The following is a 20,814-nucleotide window of genomic DNA, read 5'->3' as shown; positions in this document are numbered from 1 at the left end:
CCTACCGCCCTTCGCGATACCAGGTCGCCGACAGCGCCATCAGCAGCACGGCGAGGCCGAGGAAGCCGGCGAAGAGCGGGGTGCGCTCGACGCCGCGCAACACGGTCTCGTCCGTCGTCCTGAGGCCGATCCAGTCGCGGCCATTGGCGTCGGCGCGGCCGCTGACCGGCACGATGCGCGGCACGGCGGCGTCGTCGCCGAGCCGGCGGACGCTGCCGCTGGTGGCATCTGCGAGCGGCGCGAGCTTCTCCTCGGTGGAGATCGCCTCGCGATATTCCCGCGGATTGACCGGACCGACATTGGCCAGCGCCCGCAATTCGCCGTTCGCTGCCTGGAACAGGCCGAGTTCCTCGGTTGCCAGCCGGCCTTCCCAGCGACCCTCGCCCGCCGCCAGCATCGGCACGGTCACCGCCCCGCCGGTGGGCGTCAGCACGGTCGCGGGGCCCGGATCCTCGCCGATGGTCTGGCGGGTGATGACGAGGTCGGAGCCGCTGGCCTCGGCGTCGAGCGCCTCTTCCTCGAGCTCCGGCTCCTTCATCAGCCAGTGGGCGAGGCGGCGGAACAGCGCCACATGCGGGCCGCCGCCCTCGAAGCCGCGCGACCACAGCCATTCGTGATCCGACAGGAGCAGGGCGATGCGCCCTTCGCCGACACGGTCGAGGACCAGCAGCGGCTTGCCGTCGGGCCCGTCCATGACGGTCTCGCCGCGCGGCTCGTCGACGTCGATCGAGCGGAACCACGGGCTCCAGTCGGGCGGCTCGCTGGCCGAGCCGGGCAGGTCACGCGTCACCGGGTGCTTGCGCCCCAGTTCGGATAGCTCCGGATGGAACGCCTGCTGGTCGATGCCGCCGGTCGGCAGCGCCGGCAGGATCGACTGCAGCGGCGTCGTCGCGACGCTCTCGTCGCCGGCATATTCGGGGCCGGCGGCGATCAGGATGGCGCCGCCGTTTTCGACATATTGCGCGATGTAGTCGAAATACAGCGACGGCAGGACGCCGCGTTCCTGGTAGCGGTCGAAGATGATCAGGTCGAAATCGTCGATCTTCTCGACGAACAGCTCGCGCGTCGGGAAAGCGATCAGCGACAATTCGTCGATCGGCGTGCCGTCCTGCTTTTCCGGCGGGCGCAGGATGGTGAAGTGGACGAGGTCGACCGCGGCATCGGACTTCAGGAGGTTGCGCCAGGTCCGCTCGCCGGCATGCGGCTCGCCGGAGACCAGCAGCACGCGCAGATTCTCGCGGATGCCGTCGACGACGGCGATCGCCCGGTTGTTGACCGGGGTGATCTCGGCCGGATCGCGCGCGACGGACAGCTCCAGGATGTTCTTGCCGGCGCGCGGCAGCTGGAAGGTGAGGGCGGCGTCACTGCCCGGCCGCGCCTGTTCGCGCGAGACGAGGTCGCCATTGACGAAGACCTGCACCTCCACCGGCCTGTCGGAGGCTTGCGGGCCCTCCTCGACGACCCGGTAGCGCAGCGTCTGGTCCTCGTCGACGAGGCCGAAGCGCGGGCTGGTGGTGATCTCGATGCGCCGGTCGAACTCGTCCTCGCGGCCGGTGATCAGCCCGTGCACGGGCGCATTAAAGCCCAGCGCCTGGGCTTCGGCCGGAATGTCGTGGATCTGGCCGTCGGTGATCATCACCGCGCCGGCGACGCGGGCGGGCGACACGTCCTTCAGCGCACCGGACAGCGCGCCGAACAAGGCGGTCGTCGCATCGTCGCCCGGCGTCGCGCCGGAACGCGCCTCGACGGTGCGGACCTCGAATTCCGGAAAGCGCGCGAGGCTCTCCTTCAGCGCCGCTTCCGCGGCGTCGGCCTGGGCGGTGCGCTCTTCGATGGTCTGGCTCTGGCTGCGGTCGACGACCAGCGCCACGACGCTCTTCAGCGGATCGCGCTCCTCCTCCAGCACGACCGGATTGATCAGCGCCAGCAGGATGGCGGCGATGGCGACGACGCGCACCAGGGCGCCGCGCATCCGTGCGAGCAGCAAGGCGAGCGCCAGGATCACCGCCGGCACGGCGAGGATGGCGATCACCGTCCAGGAGAACAGCGGGGCAAATTCCACCGACCAGGTCACTGGCCCAGCCTTTCCAGCAGCGCCGGCACGTGCACCTGGTCGGCCTTGTAGTTACCCGTCAGCACGTACATCACGATGTTGACGCCGGCCCGGTAGGCGAACTCGCGCTGCGCCGGGTCGGCGGAGTCGGTGGGGAACAGGAACAGGCCCTGGTCATCGACGGCCCAGGCGCTGGCGAAGTCGTTCGAGGTGATCATGATCGAGGAGACGCCATCGCCTCCGCGCGCCGGCCGCGCCGTGCCGTCGGCATCCTGCACCAGCGATTCCACCCAGAGATCCGAGCCGGTGTGGCGGCCGGGGAAATCGTCGAGAATGTAGAACGCCTTGGTCAGCACGTGGTCGTCGGGGACCGGCTCCAGCGGCGGAATGTCGAGATCGGCGAGGATGTCGCGGAGCCGGCGCTGCCCGGCGGAGACTTCGGTGCCGGACAGACCCGCCAGCGTCTCGTCGGCGACGTCGAACAGCACCGTGCCGCCTTCCTTCATGTAGGCGTCGATGCGGCTGATCGCGGCCTCGGTCGGCATCGGCGCCGCCGGGTCGACCGGCCAGTAGATCAGCGGGAAGAAGGCCAGCTCGTCGGTGGCGATGTCGACGGCCATCGGCACGCCCGGCTCGAGCGCCGTCTTCGCCGCGACATACTGGCTGAGCCCGGAGAGGCCGGCGCGGGCGACGTCGTCGACGGCCGGAAGACCGGTCTCGACATAGGCGAAATGCGTCGATTCCGTCGCCAGGATGGCGCGCTCGACATCGAACGGTTCCGCCGTCTCCGGCGGGGCCGGCGCTGCGGGCGTTTCCTGGGCATGCGCCGAAGGGACGGCGGCGAGAAGCAACCCGGCGGTCGCCAGCACGGCGATGGCCGGCAGCGCGGTTGCCCGGCGGCGCGACAGCGTGTCGCCGATCCGCGAGAAGGCGCCGTTCAGCCACAGCAGCGCCAGCGCGTCGAGGGCGAAGAGCACCAGCGCGGCGGCGAACAGCCAGGGCGCGAGATTAAACGCGCGCTCGCCGCCATAACCCCGCGCCTCGATCGGTGCGCCCAGGTCAAGTGCCGGCAGCGGTCGCAGTTCGGCGCCCGCGGGCAGAAGATTGAGCGCCATGTAGCCTTCCTCGTTGCCGTAGAGCCCGGGCGGGTTCTGGCGGGTCACCGGCTGCACACCCTCCGCGACGGGCTCCAGCGGCTGGACTTCGGCGCCGGGGCCGGTGAGGCGGCCCTGGCCGTCGAGGACGCGATAGGGCGGCAGGCTGTCGGCCGCCGTCCGCCCTTCCGTGGTGCCGCCGCTGGCACGCGACAGCGTCACGATCCGCCGCAGCATGTCGACGAAGGCGCCCGAGATCGGCAGGTTCGACCAAGTCGCCTCGGCGGTGACGTGGAAGAGCACGATCGTGCCGGCGCCGATGCTGGAAGCGGTCACCAGCGGCGTGCCGTCGGAGAGGCTCGCCCAGGTCCGCTCGGGCAGGTCGGCGGAGGGCTCGGCCAGCAGCTGGCGTGCCACCGTGACGTCCGCCGGCACCTCGATGCCGGCAAACGGCGTCTCGGCGGCCATCGGGGCGATCGTCTGCGGCTCCGACCAGGACATCGCGCCGCCCAGCTGCCGCTCGCCGGCGCGCAGGCGCACCGGCACCAGCGGATCGTCGCCGGTGGTTGCGGCGAGGCGCGGCCCGGCGAAGCGGACGAGATACCCGCCGCCTTCGACAAACCCCTGCAACGCCGCTTGGGCGCGCTCCGGCATGACGCCGATATCGGCGAGCACGATCATCGAGGGGCGGCGCTCGACCAGAGCCGGGATCGCCTCGCCGAGATCGGCGCTGTCGGCCCGGACGATGTCGGCGAAGGGCTCGAGCGCGCGGCTGATGTAATAGAGCGGCGACAGAAGCGGCTGCGCGACGTCGGCGGACTCGCCGGAAACCAGCCCGACGCGGCGACGGCGGAAACTGTCGTCGACAAGCCGGACGGCGCCGGCCTGCGACGCGCCTTCGACCTCGATGCGGGCGATGTCGTTGCGCAGTTCCACCGGGATCGCGAAGCGGGCTTCGGCCGTCGCGGCGCCGTCGGCAAATTCCAGCGGCGCGCGGCCGACTTCGCGGCTCTGCGAGTCCAGGGCCCGCAGCGCGAGATTGGCCGCCAGCCCGCTCTCCGCCGGGCGAACCGCCTGCACGACCAGCGCCTCGGTGGAATTGTCGGCGCCGGTGAGGCCGACCAGCCCGTCGACATTCGGCGCGTAGACGATGGCTTCGCCCGGCGCCAGAGCAGCCAGGCTGCGCGCAGCGGCTTCGGTGCCCTCGCTGTCCAGCCCGTCGGCAAGGAATACCAGCGAGCCGGGCGCGTCGCCGGCGAGCGCCGTCACCAGCCGGTCGGCCGCCGCGACGCGGTCGGTCGGGATCGGGCGTGGTTCGGCGGCGGCCAGCCGTTCGAGCGCCGTGTTGGCCTCGGCCGGCGTCGCGTCGTCGTCCGCGGCTTCGGCGGTGAAGGCCAGCGCCACCGGACGCCCCTGGTCGCCGGCCCGCTGGATGAGCTCTTCGGCGGCGTCGCGCCGCGCATCCCAGTCGCCGCCACTCGCCCAGCCATTGTCGACGAGCAGCGCCAGCGGCCCGGAGCCGGAGAGCAGGCCCTCGCGCGGGTTCAGCGTCGGCGCGGCCAGCGCCAGGATGATCAGCGCCGCCAGCAGCAGCCGCAGCAGCGTCAGCCACCACGGGCTCTTCGACGGCGTCTCCTCGCTCTTGAGGACACGCTGCAGGATCCGCAGCGGCGGAAAGGTCTCGGTCTGAGGCCGCGGCGGCGTCAGCTTCAGCAGCCACCAGATCACCGGCAGGGCCAGCAGTCCTGCCAGTACCAGCGGTGCGCCGAAGGAGAGGGCGAGGCCGCCCATCACGGCCGACGGCCCGTCGGCTGCGGCGCGCCGCTCAGCCGCGCGTGAATGGCGACGAGCGCCTCGGACGCCGGCCGGTCGGTCCGGTGCGGGATGAAGCTCCAGCCGAGGCGGCGGCAATGCTCGGCGATATGGTCGCGGCGGGCATTGTAGAGGGTGACGTATTCGGTGCGCAGCGTCTCGGCGCGTCCGGCGGTGAGCTTGGCGCCGGTCTCCGGATCCCGGAACTCGGTGCGGCCGGCATAGGGGAAGGCTTCCTCGGCCGGGTCGGAGATCATGACCACATGGCCGCGAATGCCGCGGCGGGCGATGCGGTCGATCCGCGCCACGATCGCGTCGACCGGGTCGAGCAGGTCGCTGACGATGACCATTTCAGAGAAGCGCTTCAGCCGGTCGTCCGGCGGGAAGGCATCGTCAGGACGGCTGCCGAGCAGCGTCGCGGCAATCCGCTCGGCGGCGTTCCGTGCCGAGATCGGATCGACGACGCCCGGATAGCCGATGCGCTCGCCAGATCGCGACAGGATCTCCGCCAGCGCCAGCACGAGGACCAGCGCCCGCGATTCCTTCGACACCGGCGCGGTCTTCGACTGGTACTGCATCGAGGAGGACGGATCGGCCCAGACCCAGACCGTGTGCGCGGCCTCCCACTCCTGATCTCGCAGATAGACATGGTCGTCGCGCGCCGAGCGCCGCCAGTCGATGCGCGACACCGCCTCGCCCTCGACGAAGGGGCGGAACTGCCAGAAATTTTCGCCGACGCCGCGTCGCCGTCTGCCGTGCCAGCCGGCGATCACCGTCGCCACGACGCGCCGGGCCTCGACCAGGAGATCGGGCATCAGCACGGCGCGCTGCCGGGCCCGGACCAGGGCGTCCGGTGCGGCGGTGAGTTCGACGGTCGAGCCGATCGGCATGGGCAATCCTAGGCCGCGTCGCGCTTGAGCGACGCGATCACGTCGCGCACGCCCATGCCCTCGGCGCGGGCGGCGAAGTTCAGCGCCATGCGGTGCTGCAGGATCGGCTCGGCCAGCGCCATCACGTCGTCGACCGAGGGGGCGAGCCGGCCGTCGTAGAGGGCGCGGGCCCGGACGCAGGTCATCAGCGATTGCGAGGCGCGCGGGCCGGGACCCCAGGCGATGTGCGCGTCCGCCTCCTTGTGGCCGTTGCCCGGCCGGGCCGAGCGGACCAGGGAGAGGATCGCGTCGACGACGCTCTCGGCCACCGGCATCCGCCGGATCAGCGCCTGGATCTCGCGCAGCCGGTCGGCGGTGACCACGCCTTCTGCCGACTGGTCATGGCCGCCCGTCGTCTCCAGCAGGATGCGGCGCTCGGCTTCGAGATCGGGATAGGACACGTCGACCTGCATCAGGAAGCGGTCGAGCTGCGCTTCGGGCAGCGGGTAGGTGCCCTCCTGCTCCAGCGGGTTCTGGGTCGCCAGCACGTGGAACGGGGCGGGGAGATCATGACGCTCGCCGGCGACGGTGACGTGGTATTCCTGCATCGACTGCAGCAGCGCCGACTGGGTGCGCGGCGAGGCACGGTTGATCTCGTCGGCCATCAGCAGCTGGGCGAAGACCGGTCCCCTGACATAGCGAAACGAGCGACGGCCATTCTCGTCCTGGTCCATCACCTCGGTGCCGATGATGTCCGAGGGCATCAGGTCCGGGGTGAACTGGATGCGGCGGGCGTCGAGGCCGAGCGCGACGCCGAGCGTGTCCACCAGCTTGGTCTTGGCGAGACCCGGCACGCCGACCAGCAGTGCATGGCCGCCGGCAAGGATCGCGATGAGCGCCTGTTCGACGACGGTCTCCTGGCCGAAGATCACCCGCCCGACGGACTGGCGGATCGCGGCGATGTCGGAAAGGGCGGTTTCGGCCAGCCGAACCACTGCGCCTTCGTCGAGCGTTGTCTCGTGGGGCGCGAGAATCGTCATGGTGATGTCTCCGTCGAGAAGGCCGCTATCCGGCGCTGCAGCGCGAAAGAGGCGCCGCCGCCGCTTGCCGCCTCATGAAAACCGCCGCGACCGCTCCTGGCAAGCAAGGAAAGGACAACTATTTCGTGACTGCGAAGGCGGGCCAAAATAAGACCGGCCCGGATGGCGTGCACCGCGTTGCAACACAAGGGCGTTATGGAAAATCAAGCATCTAGCAGCGGTGGCCCGAGCCTCGAAGCGCTGGTGTCACGGGCCGAGCGCGCCGGCAAGGGGGCGCCACCGGTGGACAGCTGGGACCCGCCCTTCTGCGGCGATATCGACATGGTGATCCGCGCCGATGGCACCTGGACCTATGGCGGCTCGCCAATCGGACGCAAGCCTCTTGTCCGGCTGTTCTCGACCGTCCTTCGCAAGGACGCGGACGGCCGTACCTATCTGGTGACCCCCGTTGAAAAGCTGGGGATCACGGTCGAGGATGCGCATTTCCAGGCGGTGGAGATGAGCCGCGACATTCAGGGTGGCGAGCCTATCCTGACGTTCCGGACCGAGGTCGGCGACGTCGTCATCTGCGGACCTGACCGACCGCTACGCTTTGCGGAGGGCGGAGAAGACGGTGCCTTCCGCCCCTACGTGACGGTCAGGGGCCGGCTCGAAGCCCGGCTGACGCGGGCGCTGGCCTACGATCTTGCCGACTTCGTCGAGGAAGACGCCACCGGCCCGTTCGTGCGCTCCGCCGGCGCCCGTTTCGCCATCGGCAAAGGCGCGGCGTGACCGCATGGGATGACGCCTATGCAGGCTTTACTGCCGCCGATCTGCGGGCGCGCATGGAAGCCGTCGGACCGGCATCGGCGCCGGAGCGGCAGTATGGCGACCATCTGCTCAACCCGGACCTCGTCCAGCTGATGGAGCGCGAATCGGCGCGCGAGGCGGCGGTGCTCGTGCCGATCGTCGATCGCGGCGAGGGCGCGACCGTGATTTTGACCACGCGCGCCTCGCATCTGCGCCAACATTCCGGCCAGATCGCCTTTCCCGGCGGCTCGGTGGATCCGGGCGATGCCTCGCCGGAAGCCGCCGCCATGCGCGAGAGCCTCGAGGAAATCGCGCTCGATCCCGTCCATGTCGAGCCGATCGGGCGGCTGCCGCTCTACCGCACCACCACCGGCTTCAAGATCACCCCGGTCGTTGGCCTCATCCGGCCGGGCTTTGCGCTAAGCGCCAATCCCGTCGAGGTGGAGGACGTGTTCGAGGTGCCGCTCGGCTTCCTGATGAACGAAGCGAACCACCGCCAGGAAAGCCGGGTCTGGCAGGGACGGACCCGGCACTACTATGTGATGCCCTTCGGCGAACGCTTCATCTGGGGCGTCACCGCCGGCATCATCCGGACGCTCTACGAAAGGCTCTACGCATGACCACCCAGCGGATCGACGACGCGCCATGGCTCAAGACGGCGTCGCTGCAGGCGCTGCTGGCGGCGTTGTCGTCGGACGGCGAGGCGGCGCGCGTCGTTGGCGGCGCGGTGCGCAACACGTTCATGGGACACGCGGTCACCGACGTCGACGTGGCGACGACCAACCATCCCTCCGAGACCACCAGCCGGATCGAGGCGGCCGGGTTCCGGGCGATCCCGACTGGCGTCGAGCACGGCACGGTCACGGCGGTGACCCCTGATGGCGTCTTCGAGGTCACGACGCTCCGCCGCGACATCGAGACCGACGGGCGGCGCGCGGTCGTCAGCTTCGGTCGCGACTGGCAAGCAGACGCCGAGCGCCGCGACTTCACGATCAACGCGCTCTATTGCGAGGCGGACGGGACGGTGGTCGACCTGGTCGGCGGCCTCGCCGACATCGAGACGAAGACGCTGCGCTTCATCGGGGACGCCGAGGCGCGTATCCGCGAGGACTATCTGCGCATCCTGCGCTTCTTCCGCTTCTTCGCCTGGTACGGCGAGGGCCGGCCGGACGCCGGCGGCATCCGGGCGGCGACGCGGCTGAAGGAGGGGCTCGACGGGCTGTCGCCCGAGCGGGTCTGGAAGGAGCTGAAGCGGCTTCTCACAGCCCCCGACCCGTCGCGAGCGCTGCTGTGGATGCGCCAGACCGGTGTCCTGACGCGTATCCTGCGGGAAAGCGAGCGCTGGGGCATCGACGCCATCCACGGGCTGGTCGACGCCGAAGGTGCCTTTTCCTGGCCCGCCGATCCGATGCTGCGGCTGGCGGCGATCGTCCCGCCCGATGCGGCACGCCTGGCCGAGCTCGCCAGGCGGCTGCGGCTCTCCAACGGCGAGCGCGACCGGCTGCTGGCTTTCGCCCATGCCGAAGCCGTCACGCCGGAGACTGACGACCATGCCCTGCGCACCCGGCTCTATTTCGGTGACCGCCAGGCTATCGCCGACCGGCTGAAGCTGGCACTTGCCGCCGAGCGGGCGAGGGCCGGCGTGACGGCGGACAGCCTGACGCGCATCGCCGCGCTGGTGCGCCAGCTCGAGACCGCGACGCGCTTCGCGCCGCCGGAGTTTCCGCTGAACGGGACCGATCTGCAGGAAGCCGGGATCGCGCCGGGTCCCGAACTCGGCCAGACGCTCGAGCGGCTTCGCCGACTCTGGGCCGAGAGCGGCTTCACGCTGGGCCGGGAGTCGCTGCTGGCGAAGCTGTAGGTTTCGTAGGCTCCTCGCGGCCATGAAGAAGGCGGGCTCGAGAGCCCGCCTTGCATGCGGTGCAGCCGGCCTCAGTTCGACAGTTCCTGGGTCTTCTGCCGCATCGTGTCGAGCATCGTTGGCGTGATCTTCTCGACCCCGAGCTGCTTGGCCTGGACCACCGCCCGGCGGAACACTTCCGCCTGGGTTTCGGCCCGAATGACGCGCTGGCAGCCGGGGATGACGCCCGAACAATCGAGTTCGTACATGGTCGATCCTCCCTTTTGACTAGCCTCCACTAGTCCAGGTTCAACCGCGCGACCTTCAACTGGTTCATCTTTGGCGAGAAAATGTGCAGGTCGTGGCTAAGAGTTGATCAGCTCACGGCCACTTCACGACAGGCGGCATCGACGAGAGGATTGATGCGACGTTGCCGCCGGTCTTGAGCCCGAACAACGTGCCGCGGTCGTAGAGAAGGTTGTACTCGACGTAGCGGCCGCGGCGGATCAGCTGCTCCTCGCGATCCTCCTCGGTGAACGGCAGCTCGACGTTCTGCCGCACGATATGCGGGTAGACGACGATGAAGGCCTTGCCGACGTCGCGGGTGAAGGCGAAATCGGCGTCCCAGCCGCCTTTCTCCTGCGGCGAATGCAGCCAGTCGTAGAAGATGCCGCCGACGCCGCGGGCCTCGCCGCGATGCGGCAGGTAGAAATACTCGTCGCACCATTCCTTGTACTTGCCGTAGTCGGCGACGCCCGAATGGCGGTCGCAGACGAACTGCAGCGCCTTGTGGAAGGCGCGCGTGTCGGCATCGTCGTCGCTGCGCCGGCGCTCCAGCGTCGGCGTGAGGTCGGCGCCACCGCCGAACCACTGGCGGGTGGTGACGACCATGCGGGTGTTCATGTGCACGGCGGGGACGTTCGGATTGCGCAGATGCGCGATCAGCGAGATGCCGGAGGCCCAGAAGTTCGGGTCCTCGTCGGCGCCGGGGATCTGCTTGCGGAACTCCGGCGAGAACTCGCCATGCACTGTCGACGTATGGACGCCGACCTTCTCGAACACCCGGCCGTGCATCATCGACATGACGCCGCCGCCGCCGTTGCCCTCGCGCGACCAGGGCGTCCGCTCGAAGCGCCCGGCAGCCAGCCCGGTGCTCTCGCCATGGCGATCCTCGATCTCCTCGAAGGACGCGCAGATCCGGTCTCGCAGCGTCTCGAACCAGGCCTGCGCCGTCGCCTTCTTGGTCTCGATGTCGTCCGGTAGCCCCTCGGGCAGGTCTGGCCGTTGCATGTCTGCGCCACTCTCGTCTGGTTGGCCGCGCGCGTCTCCCGGCGGCGGCTCCTTCGCGTCCGCTACGAAAGTTGGACGCGCATTTTCTTTCGGCAATCGCATCTGGCGGGCGAACGCGCAATGCCGGCACGAGGCGCGCGGGCCTCCGCATTGATTCGCAAAGCCCGCAGCGCCACGCTATCTTGGGGATAAGTTGGAACGATCGGAGCCACGGAGGCTGCGCAGGATGTCACGGCTCTCTCGCCCGCCGCTCGACGGCCTCAGGCGGCAGCTGCATCGCAGCCGCATCGACCGCGCCGGTGGTGGCAGCGGCGACAGCTTCGTGCGCGAGACCTTCACGCTGCCGCGCGACGCTGCCCGGACCAAGGCGCGCGAATGGTTCGAGCGCTACCCGAAGGCTGCCTACTGGACCTCGGTCGAAAGCTGGCGGCTGCTGCCGGGCGACGAGGTGGAGTTCACCATGCGCCGCCTGCCCAGCGCCGACTGAGCCGCGAGCCGTTAGGCTCAGGCGACGGCCTGCATCCCGATATAGCCCGCATAGAGCGCCAGCAGCAGCGCCCCGGTCCACCGCCCGATCGAGCGGAACGCGAAGAGATAGATCAGCATTGCGGCCGCGATTGCGGTCATCAGCGGGCCGTCGAAATAGGCGAAGCGCTGCGAGACGCCGATCGGGGCGATGATGGCGGTAATGCCGAGAATGGAGAGCAGGTTGAAGATGTTCGAGCCGACGACGTTGGCGAGGACCACTTCGGCGTGCTTGCGCCAAGCGGCGATGATGGCGGTGGCGAGTTCCGGCAGCGAGGTCCCGAGGGCGACCACGGTCACCCCGATGACCGCCTCGGAAATGCCGAAGCCGCGGGCGATGCCGACCGCGCCGTCGACCATCAGGCGCGCGCCGACGACGAGCAGCGCGAGGCCGAGCAGCGCGGCACCGATCGCTACCAGCAGCGATAGCGGCTTCTGCGCCTGCTCTTCATCGAATTCGCTTTTCGCGATCGCGCCGCCGTCGTCGCCGTTGGCAGCCTTCACCCGGCGCGCCTCCAGCGCGTATGTGACCCCGAGATAGAGGGCGAGGGCGGCAACCAAGGCGATGCCCGTCAGTCGCCCGATCTCGCCGGTGAAGAAGATCGCCGTCACCACGATCGACGCCAGGACCATCACGACGAGGTCGCGGCGGATCGCCGGGTCGTTGTTGGAGACGGGGACGATGAGCGCGGCGACGCCGACGATCAGCAGCACGTTGGCGATGTTCGATCCGGCGACGTTGCCCACGGAGATGTCCGGGGATCCGTCCAGCGCCGCCTGAATGGAGACGAGCAGTTCCGGCGCGGAGGTGCCGAATCCGACGATGACGAGGCCGACCACGAGCTTGGATATGCCGTAGCGGTCGGCGATCGAGACGCTGCCGCGGACGAGGAATTCGCCGCCGCCGAACAACAGGACGGCGCCAACGGCCAGATAGACCCAATCCCACATCATCGGCATTCAAGCTCCATTTCCGTCAGGCGAAATTCAGGTGAATCGAAGGTTCGCCACGCCGTATGAAGGAGGCGGCAATGGCGGCAGTCCCCAAGATGGGAAGGCGGCCGCGCTTGCCAACCGCTGCAACGGCCGTTGCTTGTCAGCGGCCGGCCGACCACCGCAACTGCCGCAGCGCCTCGCCGGCCACCATCGCCACCGAGACGGCGAGGTTGAGGGACCGCGTCCCCGGCTGCATCGGGATGGTCAGGCGGGCATCGGCCGCGTCGTGGACGCTGTCCGGCACGCCGGCGCTCTCGCGGCCGAACAGCAGCGTGTCGTGCGCCGTGAAGGCGAAGTCGGTGTAGTTCGTCTCGGCCTTCGTCGTCAGCAGCACCAGCCGTCGCCCGCCGTTCTGCCGCGCTGTCTCGAAGGCCTCGATGTCGACGTGGCGGACCAGTTGCGACATCTCGATATAGTCCATGCCGGCCCGCCGCAGGGCCCGGTCGGAGAGATCGAAGCCGGCAGGGCCGATGACCTCGACGGGCAGGCCGAGACAGGCGCCCAGCCGCAGGATCGTTCCGGTATTGCCGGCAATGTCGGGCTGGAACAGCGCGATGGATGGCCGTGGCGACGCGTCCCCCTCCGGCTGGTCCGGGATCCCGGCCACACTGTTTTCGAAATCGATCGTCATAGGAGGTTCGTCCAGATGGCTTAGGCGGCGAAAAGGGCAGGGCGTGAATCTTTGCAAACCCTGCCTATATCCTGGGAGCCGCGCCCGCCACGCGGCAACAGCATCGGAATTGACCCGACCATCGCGCCTGCCCGAAAGGCGCAGCGGCGCCAGCGACGCCGTCACTCATCCGCCTAGCGATCCGGCGCCAACCGGTACCTTGCGGAACATCGATTGGAAGTACGTCCATGTTCTCCTTCTTCGAAAGGATGGTCGAGCCGTTTCCTGAACGCGCGGTCGCGACGCCGCCCAGTGGCGGCATCGTGCAGTTCATCTGGTTCTATGCTCGTCCGGTCTGGCCGCTCTTCCTGGCGATGGGCGTCCTCACCGCTTTGGTGTCGATTATCGAGGTGTCGCTCTTCGCCTTCCTCGGCCAAATCGTCGACTGGTTCTCCGGCGTGTCGCGCGAGACGTTCCTCGCCGAGCGCGGCTGGATGCTCGCCGGCATGGCGTTCGTCATCCTCGTGGCGCTGCCGGCTTTGATCTTCGTCGAGGGTCTCGTCACCTTCCAGGCGCTGTCGGCGAATTTCCCGATGCGGTTTCGCTGGATGGTGCATCGCTGGCTGCTCGGCCATTCGATGGGCTTCTACCAGGAGGAGTTCGCCGGACGGATCTCCACCAAGCTGATGCAGACGGCGCTCGCCATCCGCGAGACGCTGATGAAGTCGATCGACGTCTTCCTCTATGTCGCTGTCTACTTCACCGGCATCATCGTGCTGGTGGCGGCGGCCGACTGGAAGCTGGCGGTGCCCTTCGTCGGCTGGATCGTGCTCTACGGGGTGATCCTGCGGGTCTTCATCCCGCGCCTCGACCGCATTTCGGAGAAGCAGGCCGACGCGCGGGCCGAGATGACCGGCCGCGTCGTCGACGCCTATGCCAACATCGCCACCGTCAAGCTGTTCGCCCACACGCGGCGCGAGGCCGATTTCGCGCGCGGGTCGATGCGCGGCTTCCTCGGCACGGTCTACGGCCAGATGCGGCTGGTGAACCTGTTCTACGTCTCGCTCTACTTGCTGAATTCGCTGCTGCTGTTCGCCGTCGGCGCCCTGTCGGTGTCGCTCTGGCTGGACGAGCTGGTCAGCGTCGGGGCGATCGCGGCGGCGATCGGTTTGGTGCTGCGGATCAACGGCATGTCGCAATGGATCATGTGGGAGGTCGCGGGGCTGTTCGAGAATATCGGCACGATCCGCGACGGCATGGCGACCTTCGCCAACCCGCACACGATCACCGACCGGCCGGACGCAAAGCCGCTGGCGGTGCCGCGCGGCGAGATCGCCTTCGAGAACGTCTCGTTCCACTACGGCAAGGGCGGCGGCGTCCTGCGCGACTTCAACCTCGTCATCCGTCCGGGCGAGAAGATCGGGCTGGTGGGCCGGTCCGGCGCCGGCAAGTCGACGATCCTCAACCTGCTGCTGCGCTTCCACGACGTGGAATCCGGCCGCATCCTCATCGACGGGCAGGATATCGGAGGGGTCCAGCAGGAGACCCTGCGCGAGAACATCGGCATGGTGACGCAGGACACCTCGCTGCTGCATCGCTCGATCCGGGACAACATCCTCTACGGTCGTCCGGGTGCCAGCGAGGACGACCTGCGCCGCGCGGTCGAGCGGGCCGAGGCCGCCGATTTCGTCGACGAGCTGCGCGACAAGAACGGCCAGCAGGGCTTGGACGCCGAGGTCGGCGAGCGCGGCGTCAAGCTGTCGGGTGGCCAGCGCCAGCGCGTCGCCATTGCCCGCGTCATGCTGAAGGACGCGCCGATCCTGCTGCTCGACGAGGCGACGTCGGCGCTGGACTCCGAGGTCGAAGCGGCCATCGCCGCCAATCTCTACCGGCTGATGGAGGGCAAGACCGTCATCGCCGTCGCCCACCGCCTGTCGACGATCGCGGCGCTCGACCGGCTGATCGTCCTCGACAAGGGCCGCATCGTCGAGGAGGGCAGCCACGCCGAGCTGGTGCAGGCCGGTGGGTTGTACGCTCAGCTCTGGGCGCGGCAGGCCGGCGGCTTCCTGCCGGTGGAACCGGTCGACGATCCCGACGCGGCGGCGCTGAGGGCCGCCGAATGATGGATCGTTTCCTCCAGCGCTTCGAGAACTGGCTGGACCCGTTCGAGGACGAGGGCGAGAGCCGCGAGGACGCGCGGCTCAACCGCACCGGCCATCTCGAGCCGCTGCCGGACGAAACCAATCGCTTCATCTGGCACTTCGCCCGGCAGGCGAAGTGGCCGCTGCTCGGGCTGCTGATCACCGGCGGCCTGACCGGCGGGATCGAGGTGGTCATGTTCACCGGCGTCGGCTGGCTGGTCGACGCGCTGGGTCAGTCCTCGCCGGAGACATTGTTCACCGACCATTTCTGGCTGGTCGCGGGCCTGGCCTTCATCACGCTGGTCGGCCGCTCGCTGATCCTGTTCCTCGCCTCGGTGCTGGAGGAGCAGGTGGTCTCGCCGAGCTTCTACAACCGCATCCGCTGGCAGAGCTACCGGCGGCTGATGGAGCAGACCTACACCTTCTTCCAGAACGACTTCGCCGGCCGGCTGGCGCAGAAGGTGCAGCAGGTCGGGCAGGCGACCGGCGACTTCATCACCACGGTGCTGCAGACCTTCTGGTCGTTCGTGACCTTCATCGTCCTGACAGTGACGATCCTCGGCGCCATCGACTGGCGCATGGCGGTGGTGCTCGCGGTCTGGGCGCTCGGCTATGTCTGGATCGTCCGCAATCTCCTGCCGCGCATCCGCGAGAACGGCCGGGCCGCCGCGGAGGCCCGTTCGGTCGTCTCCGGACGGGTGGTCGATGCCTTCACCAACATCCTGTCCGTGAAGCTCTTCGATTCCGATCGCCGCGAGGACAGCTTCGTCAAGGAAGGCTTCCAGAACCTCGTCGACACGACGCGGCGGATGACCCGCGCGCTGACCGAGGTCCGCACCGCCGTCGCCGTGCTCAACGGCTTCATGATGACCGGGGTGGGGGCCGTCGCGCTCACCGGATGGCAGTCCGGCAGCGTGACGACCGGCGGTGTCGCGACGGCGCTGGGACTGGTCCTGCGGCTCAACCAGATGTCCGGCTGGATGATGTTCAACATCAACGGCCTGGTGCGCAACTACGGCACCATCCAGGATGCGGTCGCGACGGTGACGCGGGTGCCGACCCTGGTCGATGACGCCGAAGCGCAGAAGCTGGTCGGCGGGCGCGGCGAGATCCGCTACGAGGACGTGACCTTCCACTATGGCAAGGGCGCCGGCATCATCCAGAATCTCTCGCTGACGATCCGCCCCGGCGAAAAGGTCGGTCTGGTCGGGCGTTCCGGCGCCGGCAAGACGACCCTCGTCAACCTGCTGCTGCGGCTCTACGACCTCGAGGGCGGGCGGATCCTCATCGACGGGCAGGACATCGCGAAGGTCACCCAGGCCTCGCTGCGGTCGGCGATCGGCGTCGTCACGCAGGATACCTCGCTGCTGCACCGCTCGATCCGCGACAACATCGCCTATGGGCGTCCGGGATCGGAAGACGGCGACATCCTCTCGGCGGCGGAGCGCGCCAGCGCCGAGGAATTCATCCCGACGCTGCGCGATCCGAAAGGCCGCGAGGGCTATGACGCCCATGTCGGCGAACGCGGCATCAAGCTCTCGGGTGGCCAGCGCCAGCGCATCGCCATCGCGCGGGTGCTGCTGAAGGACGCGCCGATCCTCGTCCTCGACGAGGCGACGGCCGCCCTCGACTCCGAGGTGGAGGCGGCGATCCAGGACAATCTGACGAAGATGATGCAGGGCAAGACGGTCATCGCCATCGCCCACCGACTGTCCACCATCGCGGCGATGGACCGGCTGATCGTCCTCGACAAGGGCCGGGTCGTCGAGGAAGGCACCCATGCCGAGCTCGCCGCCGCGGGCGGCCTCTACGCCAGCCTCTGGGCGCGCCAGTCGGGCGGGCTCCTCTATGCCGATACGGATAGCGATGCGGAGCAGGGGGCCGCCGCGGCGGAGTAGGCCTGGCAGAACGCGGAAGCGCGTTCGTCGGCCAAACTGCAACCCTGGGGCGCCTAGGCGGTTACGCTTTCGCACGATCATTCATTTCACAGAACGATAAAGCGAGAATCCATGGCCCGTACCCGACGCGAAGAAGACCGCCTGCTGAGTGCCGACGAGCGCGAGACCGTTGCCCAGACGCATCATCCGGTGCTGGCGGAGCTCAGCGACACCGATCTCACCGCGTTGATCAAGCGGCTGCGCGATCGCCGTGACCGCGCCCAGGGGATTGCCCGGCAGCAGCGCCGCGAGATGCGCGGCAAGGCCGCCCCTGCGGGTACTCGCGCGGCCAGCGACAACACGGGCAGCCAGGAGAAAGGCAGCGTCCTGTCGGCCGCGCTGAAGCGCGTCAACAAGGAGAGGACTCGCCGCAACGGCGCCGAAGCCAAGAGCGAACTGGTCCGCAACGCTCGACGCGCCCTGAAGCAGGCCAACGCGGCGAAGGCGAGCCGGCCCGAGCGGCCGACGTCGCGAACCGCCGACGAGGGCATGCAGCCGATCACCAACGACGGCATCGCCCCCTCCGGCAATTTCGATGCCGAAGGTGGCCGTCCGGTGCTGGAGCGCAGCCGCAAGGTGCGTTGACGGGGGCGCGACCGGGATCCCATCCAGCGGACGTCGGTTCGCTCTCGACGTCCCAGACGTCTGCCGAACGGCCTATCGAAGTCGTGTCCCGCGGCGATGGCTATCCCGGCTATCTGCCGCCGCGCGACAGAACGACCTTAAAGCCCTTCTAGTCTGGACAATGGCCTGGCATCCCGCATAGAACCGGCGAAAATCGTCATCGCCTTCGGGGCGTTGCGGCCGTCGTGCCGCGTCGCCCCTTGCCGCATCGGCCGGAATCGGCAAGAAGCGGTCGATCCGCGCGAGACCAGTCAAGGAGTGGCAGCCGCCGTGAGCGTCAACGACACCGCCGAACCGACCCGTCGGGACTTTCTCTACATTGCGACCGGTGCCGTCGCCGCGGTTGGTACCGCGGCGTTTCTCTGGCCGTTCATCGACCAGATGAACCCGGACGCCGCGACCCTCGCGCTGGCCGAAATCGACGTCGATGTCAGCCAGGTCGCCGAAGGCCAGTCGATCACCGCCAAGTGGCGTGGCAAGCCGGTGTTCATCCGGCAGCGCACCGCCCAGGAAGTCGAGGAAGCCCGCACCGTCGACCTCGGCGATCTCAAGGATCCGATCGCGCGCAACGCCAATCTCGCGGGCGACGCGCCGGCGACCGACGAGAACCGTGCTGCCGAGGGCCGCGAGCAGTGGCTCGTGATGGTCGGCGTCTGCACCCATCTCGGCTGCATCCCGCTCGGCCAGTCCGGCGACTATGATGGCTGGTTCTGCCCGTGCCACGGCTCGCACTACGACACGGCCGGGCGCATCCGGCAGGGGCCTGCTCCGACCAACATGGACATCCCGCCTTTCACGTTCACGTCCGACACCACCGTCCGCATCGGCTGATCGGTCAGAGGGTACACATCATGAGTGGTCATTCTTCCTACGTACCGTCCAACGGGATCATGCAGTGGATGGACGCGCGGCTGCCGCTGCCGCGTCTCATGTACGATTCGTTCGTCGCTTATCCGGTGCCGCGCAACCTGAACTACGCCTACACGTTCGGCGGCATCCTCGCGATCTTCCTGGTCCTGCAGATCCTCACCGGCGTCGTGCTGGCGATGCATTACGCGGCCTCCTCGGCGCTGGCCTTCGAGTCGGTCGAGAAGATCATGCGCGACGTGAACTGGGGCTGGCTGCTGCGCTACATGCACGCCAACGGCGCCTCGTTCTTCTTCATTGCCGTCTACCTGCACATCTTCCGCGGCCTCTATTACGGCTCGTACAAGGCGCCGCGCGAGGTCCTGTGGATCCTCGGCGTGATCATCTTCCTCCTGATGATGGCGACCGCCTTCATGGGCTACGTGCTGCCCTGGGGCCAGATGTCCTTCTGGGGCGCGACGGTCATCACCGGCTTCTTCACCGCCTTCCCGCTGATCGGCGAGCCGATCCAGCAGCTGCTGCTCGGCGGCTTCGCGGTCGACAACGCCACCCTGAACCGCTTCTTCTCGCTGCATTACCTGCTGCCGTTCATGATTGCCGGCGTGGTGATCCTGCATGTCTGGGCGCTGCACGTCTGCGGGCAGACCAACCCGACCGGCGTCGAGGTGAAGTCGTCGAAGGACACCGTGCCGTTCACGCCGCATGCGACGATCAAGGACGGCTTCGCCATGATCGTCTTCCTGGTGGTGTTCGCGTATTTCGTCTTCTACATGCCCAACTACATGGGCCATGCGGACAACTACATCCCCGCGAATTCGCTGAAGACCCCGTCGCACATCGTGCCGGAATGGTACTTCCTGCCCTTCTACGCCATGCTGCGGGCCATCACCTTCGACATCGGACCGATCGACTCCAAGCTCGGCGGTGTCCTGGTGATGTTCGGCTCGATCATCGTCCTGTTCTTCGTCCCCTGGCTGGACACGTCGCGGGTCCGCTCGTCGGTCTTCCGGCCGATGTACAAGATCTTCTTCTGGATCTTCGCGGCGAACGCCGTCTTCCTCGGCTGGCTCGGCGCCAAGCCGGCGGAAGGCATCTACCCGATCCTCGCCCTGTTCGGGACGATCTACTACTTCGCTCACTTCCTGATCGTCATGCCGGTGCTCGGGCTGGTGGAGAAGCCGAAGAAGCTGCCGAACTCGATCACCGAGGCGGTGCTCGCCAAGAGCGCGGCGCGCGGGCATCCCGCCGGCGCGGCGGCTTCCCCGGAAACCCACGGCTGACCTGACGGTTCGAGAGAGACATATCCATGAAAAGACTCCTGTCAGCCCTTCTTGCCGCCGGCCTGCTCTTCGGCCCGGTGGCGGTGGCGACCGCCCAGGATGGCGGCCAGGGCCCGGTCGAGAACGACGCGGCCGAGATCGAGGCTGCGGCAACGGGTGAGGACCCGGCTGCCGAAGTCGCCGAGGAAGGCCACGCCGAGACGCCTCACTACCCGCTGAAGCGTCCCGAGGAGCTGAGCTGGACCTTTGCCGGCCCGTTCGGCCGCTGGGATCTCGGCCAGCTGCAGCGCGGCCTGAAGGTCTACACCGAGGCCTGCGCCGTCTGTCACTCGATGAACCTCGTCTCGATGCGCTCGCTGACCGATCTCGGGTACAGCGAGGAGCAGGTTCAGGCCTTTGCCGCCCAGTACCAGGTGCAGGACGGGCCGGACGACACGGGCGAGATGTTCGAGCGTCCGGGCACGCCGTCGGATCGGTTCCCGGCCCCGTTCCCGAACCCTGAAGCTGCGGCCGCCGCCAATAACGGCGCCGTTCCGGCGGATTTCTCGCTGCTCGCCAAGGCCCGGGCCGTCGAGCGCGGCTTCCCGACCTTCGTCTTCGACATCTTCACGCAGTACCAGGAGGCGGGACCCGACTATATCCACGCTCTCATCACGGGCTACGACGAGGAGGCACCCGCCGAGCTCGAGATCCAGCCGGGCACCTACTACAACCCGTACTTCATCGCCGGTCCGGCGCTGGCGATGCCGCCGCCGATCTCCGACGACCAGGTCGAGTACACTGACGGCGCACCGCAGACGGTGGACCAGTATTCGCGCGACGTCGCGGCGTTCATGATGTGGGCGGCCGAGCCGCACCTCGTCGAGCGCAAGGCGACCGGCTTCGTGGTGATGATCTTCCTGGTCATCTTCGCGGTGATGATGTTCCTGGTGAAGCGTCGGGTTTGGGCGAACACGCCGCACTGACAGGCGCCGTTTCATACGAAATGACGAAAAGGGAGCTGCGGCTCCCTTTTTCTTTGCTGGCTGGTCGTGCGAGGTTGCGGCC

18 protein-coding genes are annotated in these 20,814 nt (G+C 68.4%); 10 read left to right on the top strand and 8 right to left on the bottom strand.

All coding sequences use genetic code 11. The features are described from left to right. Position 1 precedes the first annotated feature (1 nt). Genes GTW51_RS03020 through GTW51_RS03005 form a run of 4 tightly spaced genes read right to left on the bottom strand, consistent with a single transcriptional unit; the run spans position 2 to position 6,868 of the window. A complete protein-coding gene (locus GTW51_RS03020; protein WP_163042373.1) occupies positions 2 to 2,074 on the bottom strand; it encodes a hypothetical protein in 2,073 nt (690 codons plus the stop codon). Continuing rightward, positions 2,071 to 4,938: a DUF4159 domain-containing protein gene (locus tag GTW51_RS03015; protein ID WP_163042372.1), complete on the bottom strand. Its 2,868-nt coding sequence runs from the start codon at positions 4,936 to 4,938 to the stop codon at positions 2,071 to 2,073. The genes GTW51_RS03020 and GTW51_RS03015 overlap by 4 nt, the downstream gene beginning before the upstream one ends. Next, the gene (locus GTW51_RS03010) at positions 4,938 to 5,849 is read right to left on the bottom strand and encodes a DUF58 domain-containing protein (protein WP_163042371.1); all 912 of its coding nucleotides are present in this window, start codon (positions 5,847 to 5,849) and stop codon (positions 4,938 to 4,940) included. The genes GTW51_RS03015 and GTW51_RS03010 overlap by 1 nt, the downstream gene beginning before the upstream one ends. 8 nt (positions 5,850 to 5,857) lie before the next feature. Beyond that, positions 5,858 to 6,868 (bottom strand): AAA family ATPase, encoded by a 1,011-nt coding sequence (locus GTW51_RS03005; RefSeq protein ID WP_163042370.1) that lies wholly within the window; start codon positions 6,866 to 6,868, stop codon positions 5,858 to 5,860. Between the two features lie 195 nt (positions 6,869 to 7,063). On the opposite strand from GTW51_RS03005, the gene GTW51_RS03000 reads away from it, so the two are divergent. From GTW51_RS03000 to GTW51_RS02990, 3 genes are read left to right on the top strand one after another with little or no spacing between them, the layout of a single operon-like run. Beyond that, on the top strand, positions 7,064 to 7,639 hold the full coding sequence (locus GTW51_RS03000; RefSeq protein WP_163042369.1) for a DUF1285 domain-containing protein: 576 nt from the start codon (positions 7,064 to 7,066) through the stop codon (positions 7,637 to 7,639). A gap of 53 nt (positions 7,640 to 7,692) precedes the next feature. Continuing rightward, a complete protein-coding gene (locus GTW51_RS02995) occupies positions 7,693 to 8,277 on the top strand; it encodes a CoA pyrophosphatase (RefSeq protein WP_163042671.1) in 585 nt (194 codons plus the stop codon). Next, positions 8,274 to 9,518, top strand: coding sequence for a CCA tRNA nucleotidyltransferase (locus GTW51_RS02990; protein ID WP_163042368.1), 1,245 nt, complete (start codon positions 8,274 to 8,276; stop codon positions 9,516 to 9,518). The genes GTW51_RS02995 and GTW51_RS02990 overlap by 4 nt, the downstream gene beginning before the upstream one ends. 71 nt (positions 9,519 to 9,589) lie before the next feature. Here the strand turns inward: GTW51_RS02990 and GTW51_RS02985 are convergent, their stop codons facing one another. Both GTW51_RS02985 and hemF read right to left on the bottom strand, forming a co-directional pair. Further along, a complete protein-coding gene (locus GTW51_RS02985; protein WP_163042367.1) occupies positions 9,590 to 9,766 on the bottom strand; it encodes a DUF1059 domain-containing protein in 177 nt (58 codons plus the stop codon). Positions 9,767 to 9,878: 112 nt separating this feature from the next. Continuing rightward, a complete protein-coding gene (hemF, locus tag GTW51_RS02980; RefSeq protein WP_163042366.1) occupies positions 9,879 to 10,787 on the bottom strand; it encodes an oxygen-dependent coproporphyrinogen oxidase in 909 nt (302 codons plus the stop codon). Positions 10,788 to 11,013: 226 nt separating this feature from the next. On the opposite strand from hemF, the gene GTW51_RS02975 reads away from it, so the two are divergent. After that, a complete protein-coding gene (locus GTW51_RS02975) occupies positions 11,014 to 11,274 on the top strand; it encodes a hypothetical protein (RefSeq protein ID WP_163042365.1) in 261 nt (86 codons plus the stop codon). 17 nt (positions 11,275 to 11,291) lie between these two features. Here GTW51_RS02975 and GTW51_RS02970 read toward each other — a convergent pair whose 3' ends face one another. Together GTW51_RS02970 and GTW51_RS02965 are read right to left on the bottom strand one after the other, a co-directional pair. Next, a complete protein-coding gene (locus GTW51_RS02970; protein ID WP_163042364.1) occupies positions 11,292 to 12,272 on the bottom strand; it encodes a calcium/sodium antiporter in 981 nt (326 codons plus the stop codon). A 136-nt stretch (positions 12,273 to 12,408) separates the two neighbouring features. Next, positions 12,409 to 12,939, bottom strand: a complete 531-nt coding sequence (locus tag GTW51_RS02965) for a tRNA (cytidine(34)-2'-O)-methyltransferase (RefSeq protein WP_163042363.1) — start codon at positions 12,937 to 12,939, stop codon at positions 12,409 to 12,411. Positions 12,940 to 13,166: 227 nt separating this feature from the next. Between GTW51_RS02965 and GTW51_RS02960 the strand changes: the two genes are divergently transcribed. From GTW51_RS02960 to GTW51_RS02935, 6 genes are all read left to right on the top strand, one after another. After that, complete coding sequence (locus tag GTW51_RS02960) at positions 13,167 to 15,041, top strand: ABC transporter ATP-binding protein (RefSeq protein ID WP_163042362.1); 1,875 nt, start codon at positions 13,167 to 13,169, stop codon at positions 15,039 to 15,041. Continuing rightward, positions 15,038 to 16,957 (top strand): ABC transporter ATP-binding protein, encoded by a 1,920-nt coding sequence (locus GTW51_RS02955; RefSeq protein ID WP_163042361.1) that lies wholly within the window; start codon positions 15,038 to 15,040, stop codon positions 16,955 to 16,957. The genes GTW51_RS02960 and GTW51_RS02955 overlap by 4 nt, the downstream gene beginning before the upstream one ends. 111 nt (positions 16,958 to 17,068) lie before the next feature. Continuing rightward, positions 17,069 to 17,581 (top strand): hypothetical protein, encoded by a 513-nt coding sequence (locus GTW51_RS02950; protein WP_163042360.1) that lies wholly within the window; start codon positions 17,069 to 17,071, stop codon positions 17,579 to 17,581. 309 nt (positions 17,582 to 17,890) lie between these two features. Then, positions 17,891 to 18,451, top strand: coding sequence for a ubiquinol-cytochrome c reductase iron-sulfur subunit (gene petA, locus GTW51_RS02945; RefSeq protein WP_163042359.1), 561 nt, complete (start codon positions 17,891 to 17,893; stop codon positions 18,449 to 18,451). A 17-nt stretch (positions 18,452 to 18,468) separates the two neighbouring features. Next, the gene (locus tag GTW51_RS02940; RefSeq protein WP_163042670.1) at positions 18,469 to 19,767 is read left to right on the top strand and encodes a cytochrome b N-terminal domain-containing protein; all 1,299 of its coding nucleotides are present in this window, start codon (positions 18,469 to 18,471) and stop codon (positions 19,765 to 19,767) included. Positions 19,768 to 19,793: 26 nt separating this feature from the next. After that, positions 19,794 to 20,732 (top strand): cytochrome c1, encoded by a 939-nt coding sequence (locus GTW51_RS02935; protein WP_163042358.1) that lies wholly within the window; start codon positions 19,794 to 19,796, stop codon positions 20,730 to 20,732. Positions 20,733 to 20,814 lie beyond the last annotated feature (82 nt).

This window comes from Aurantimonas aggregata, assembly GCF_010500835.1.
Lineage (GTDB): Bacteria > Pseudomonadota > Alphaproteobacteria > Rhizobiales > Rhizobiaceae > Aurantimonas > Aurantimonas aggregata.
Note: the sequence above shows the minus strand (reverse complement) of the source record. Positions and strands in the feature narration are given on the sequence as shown.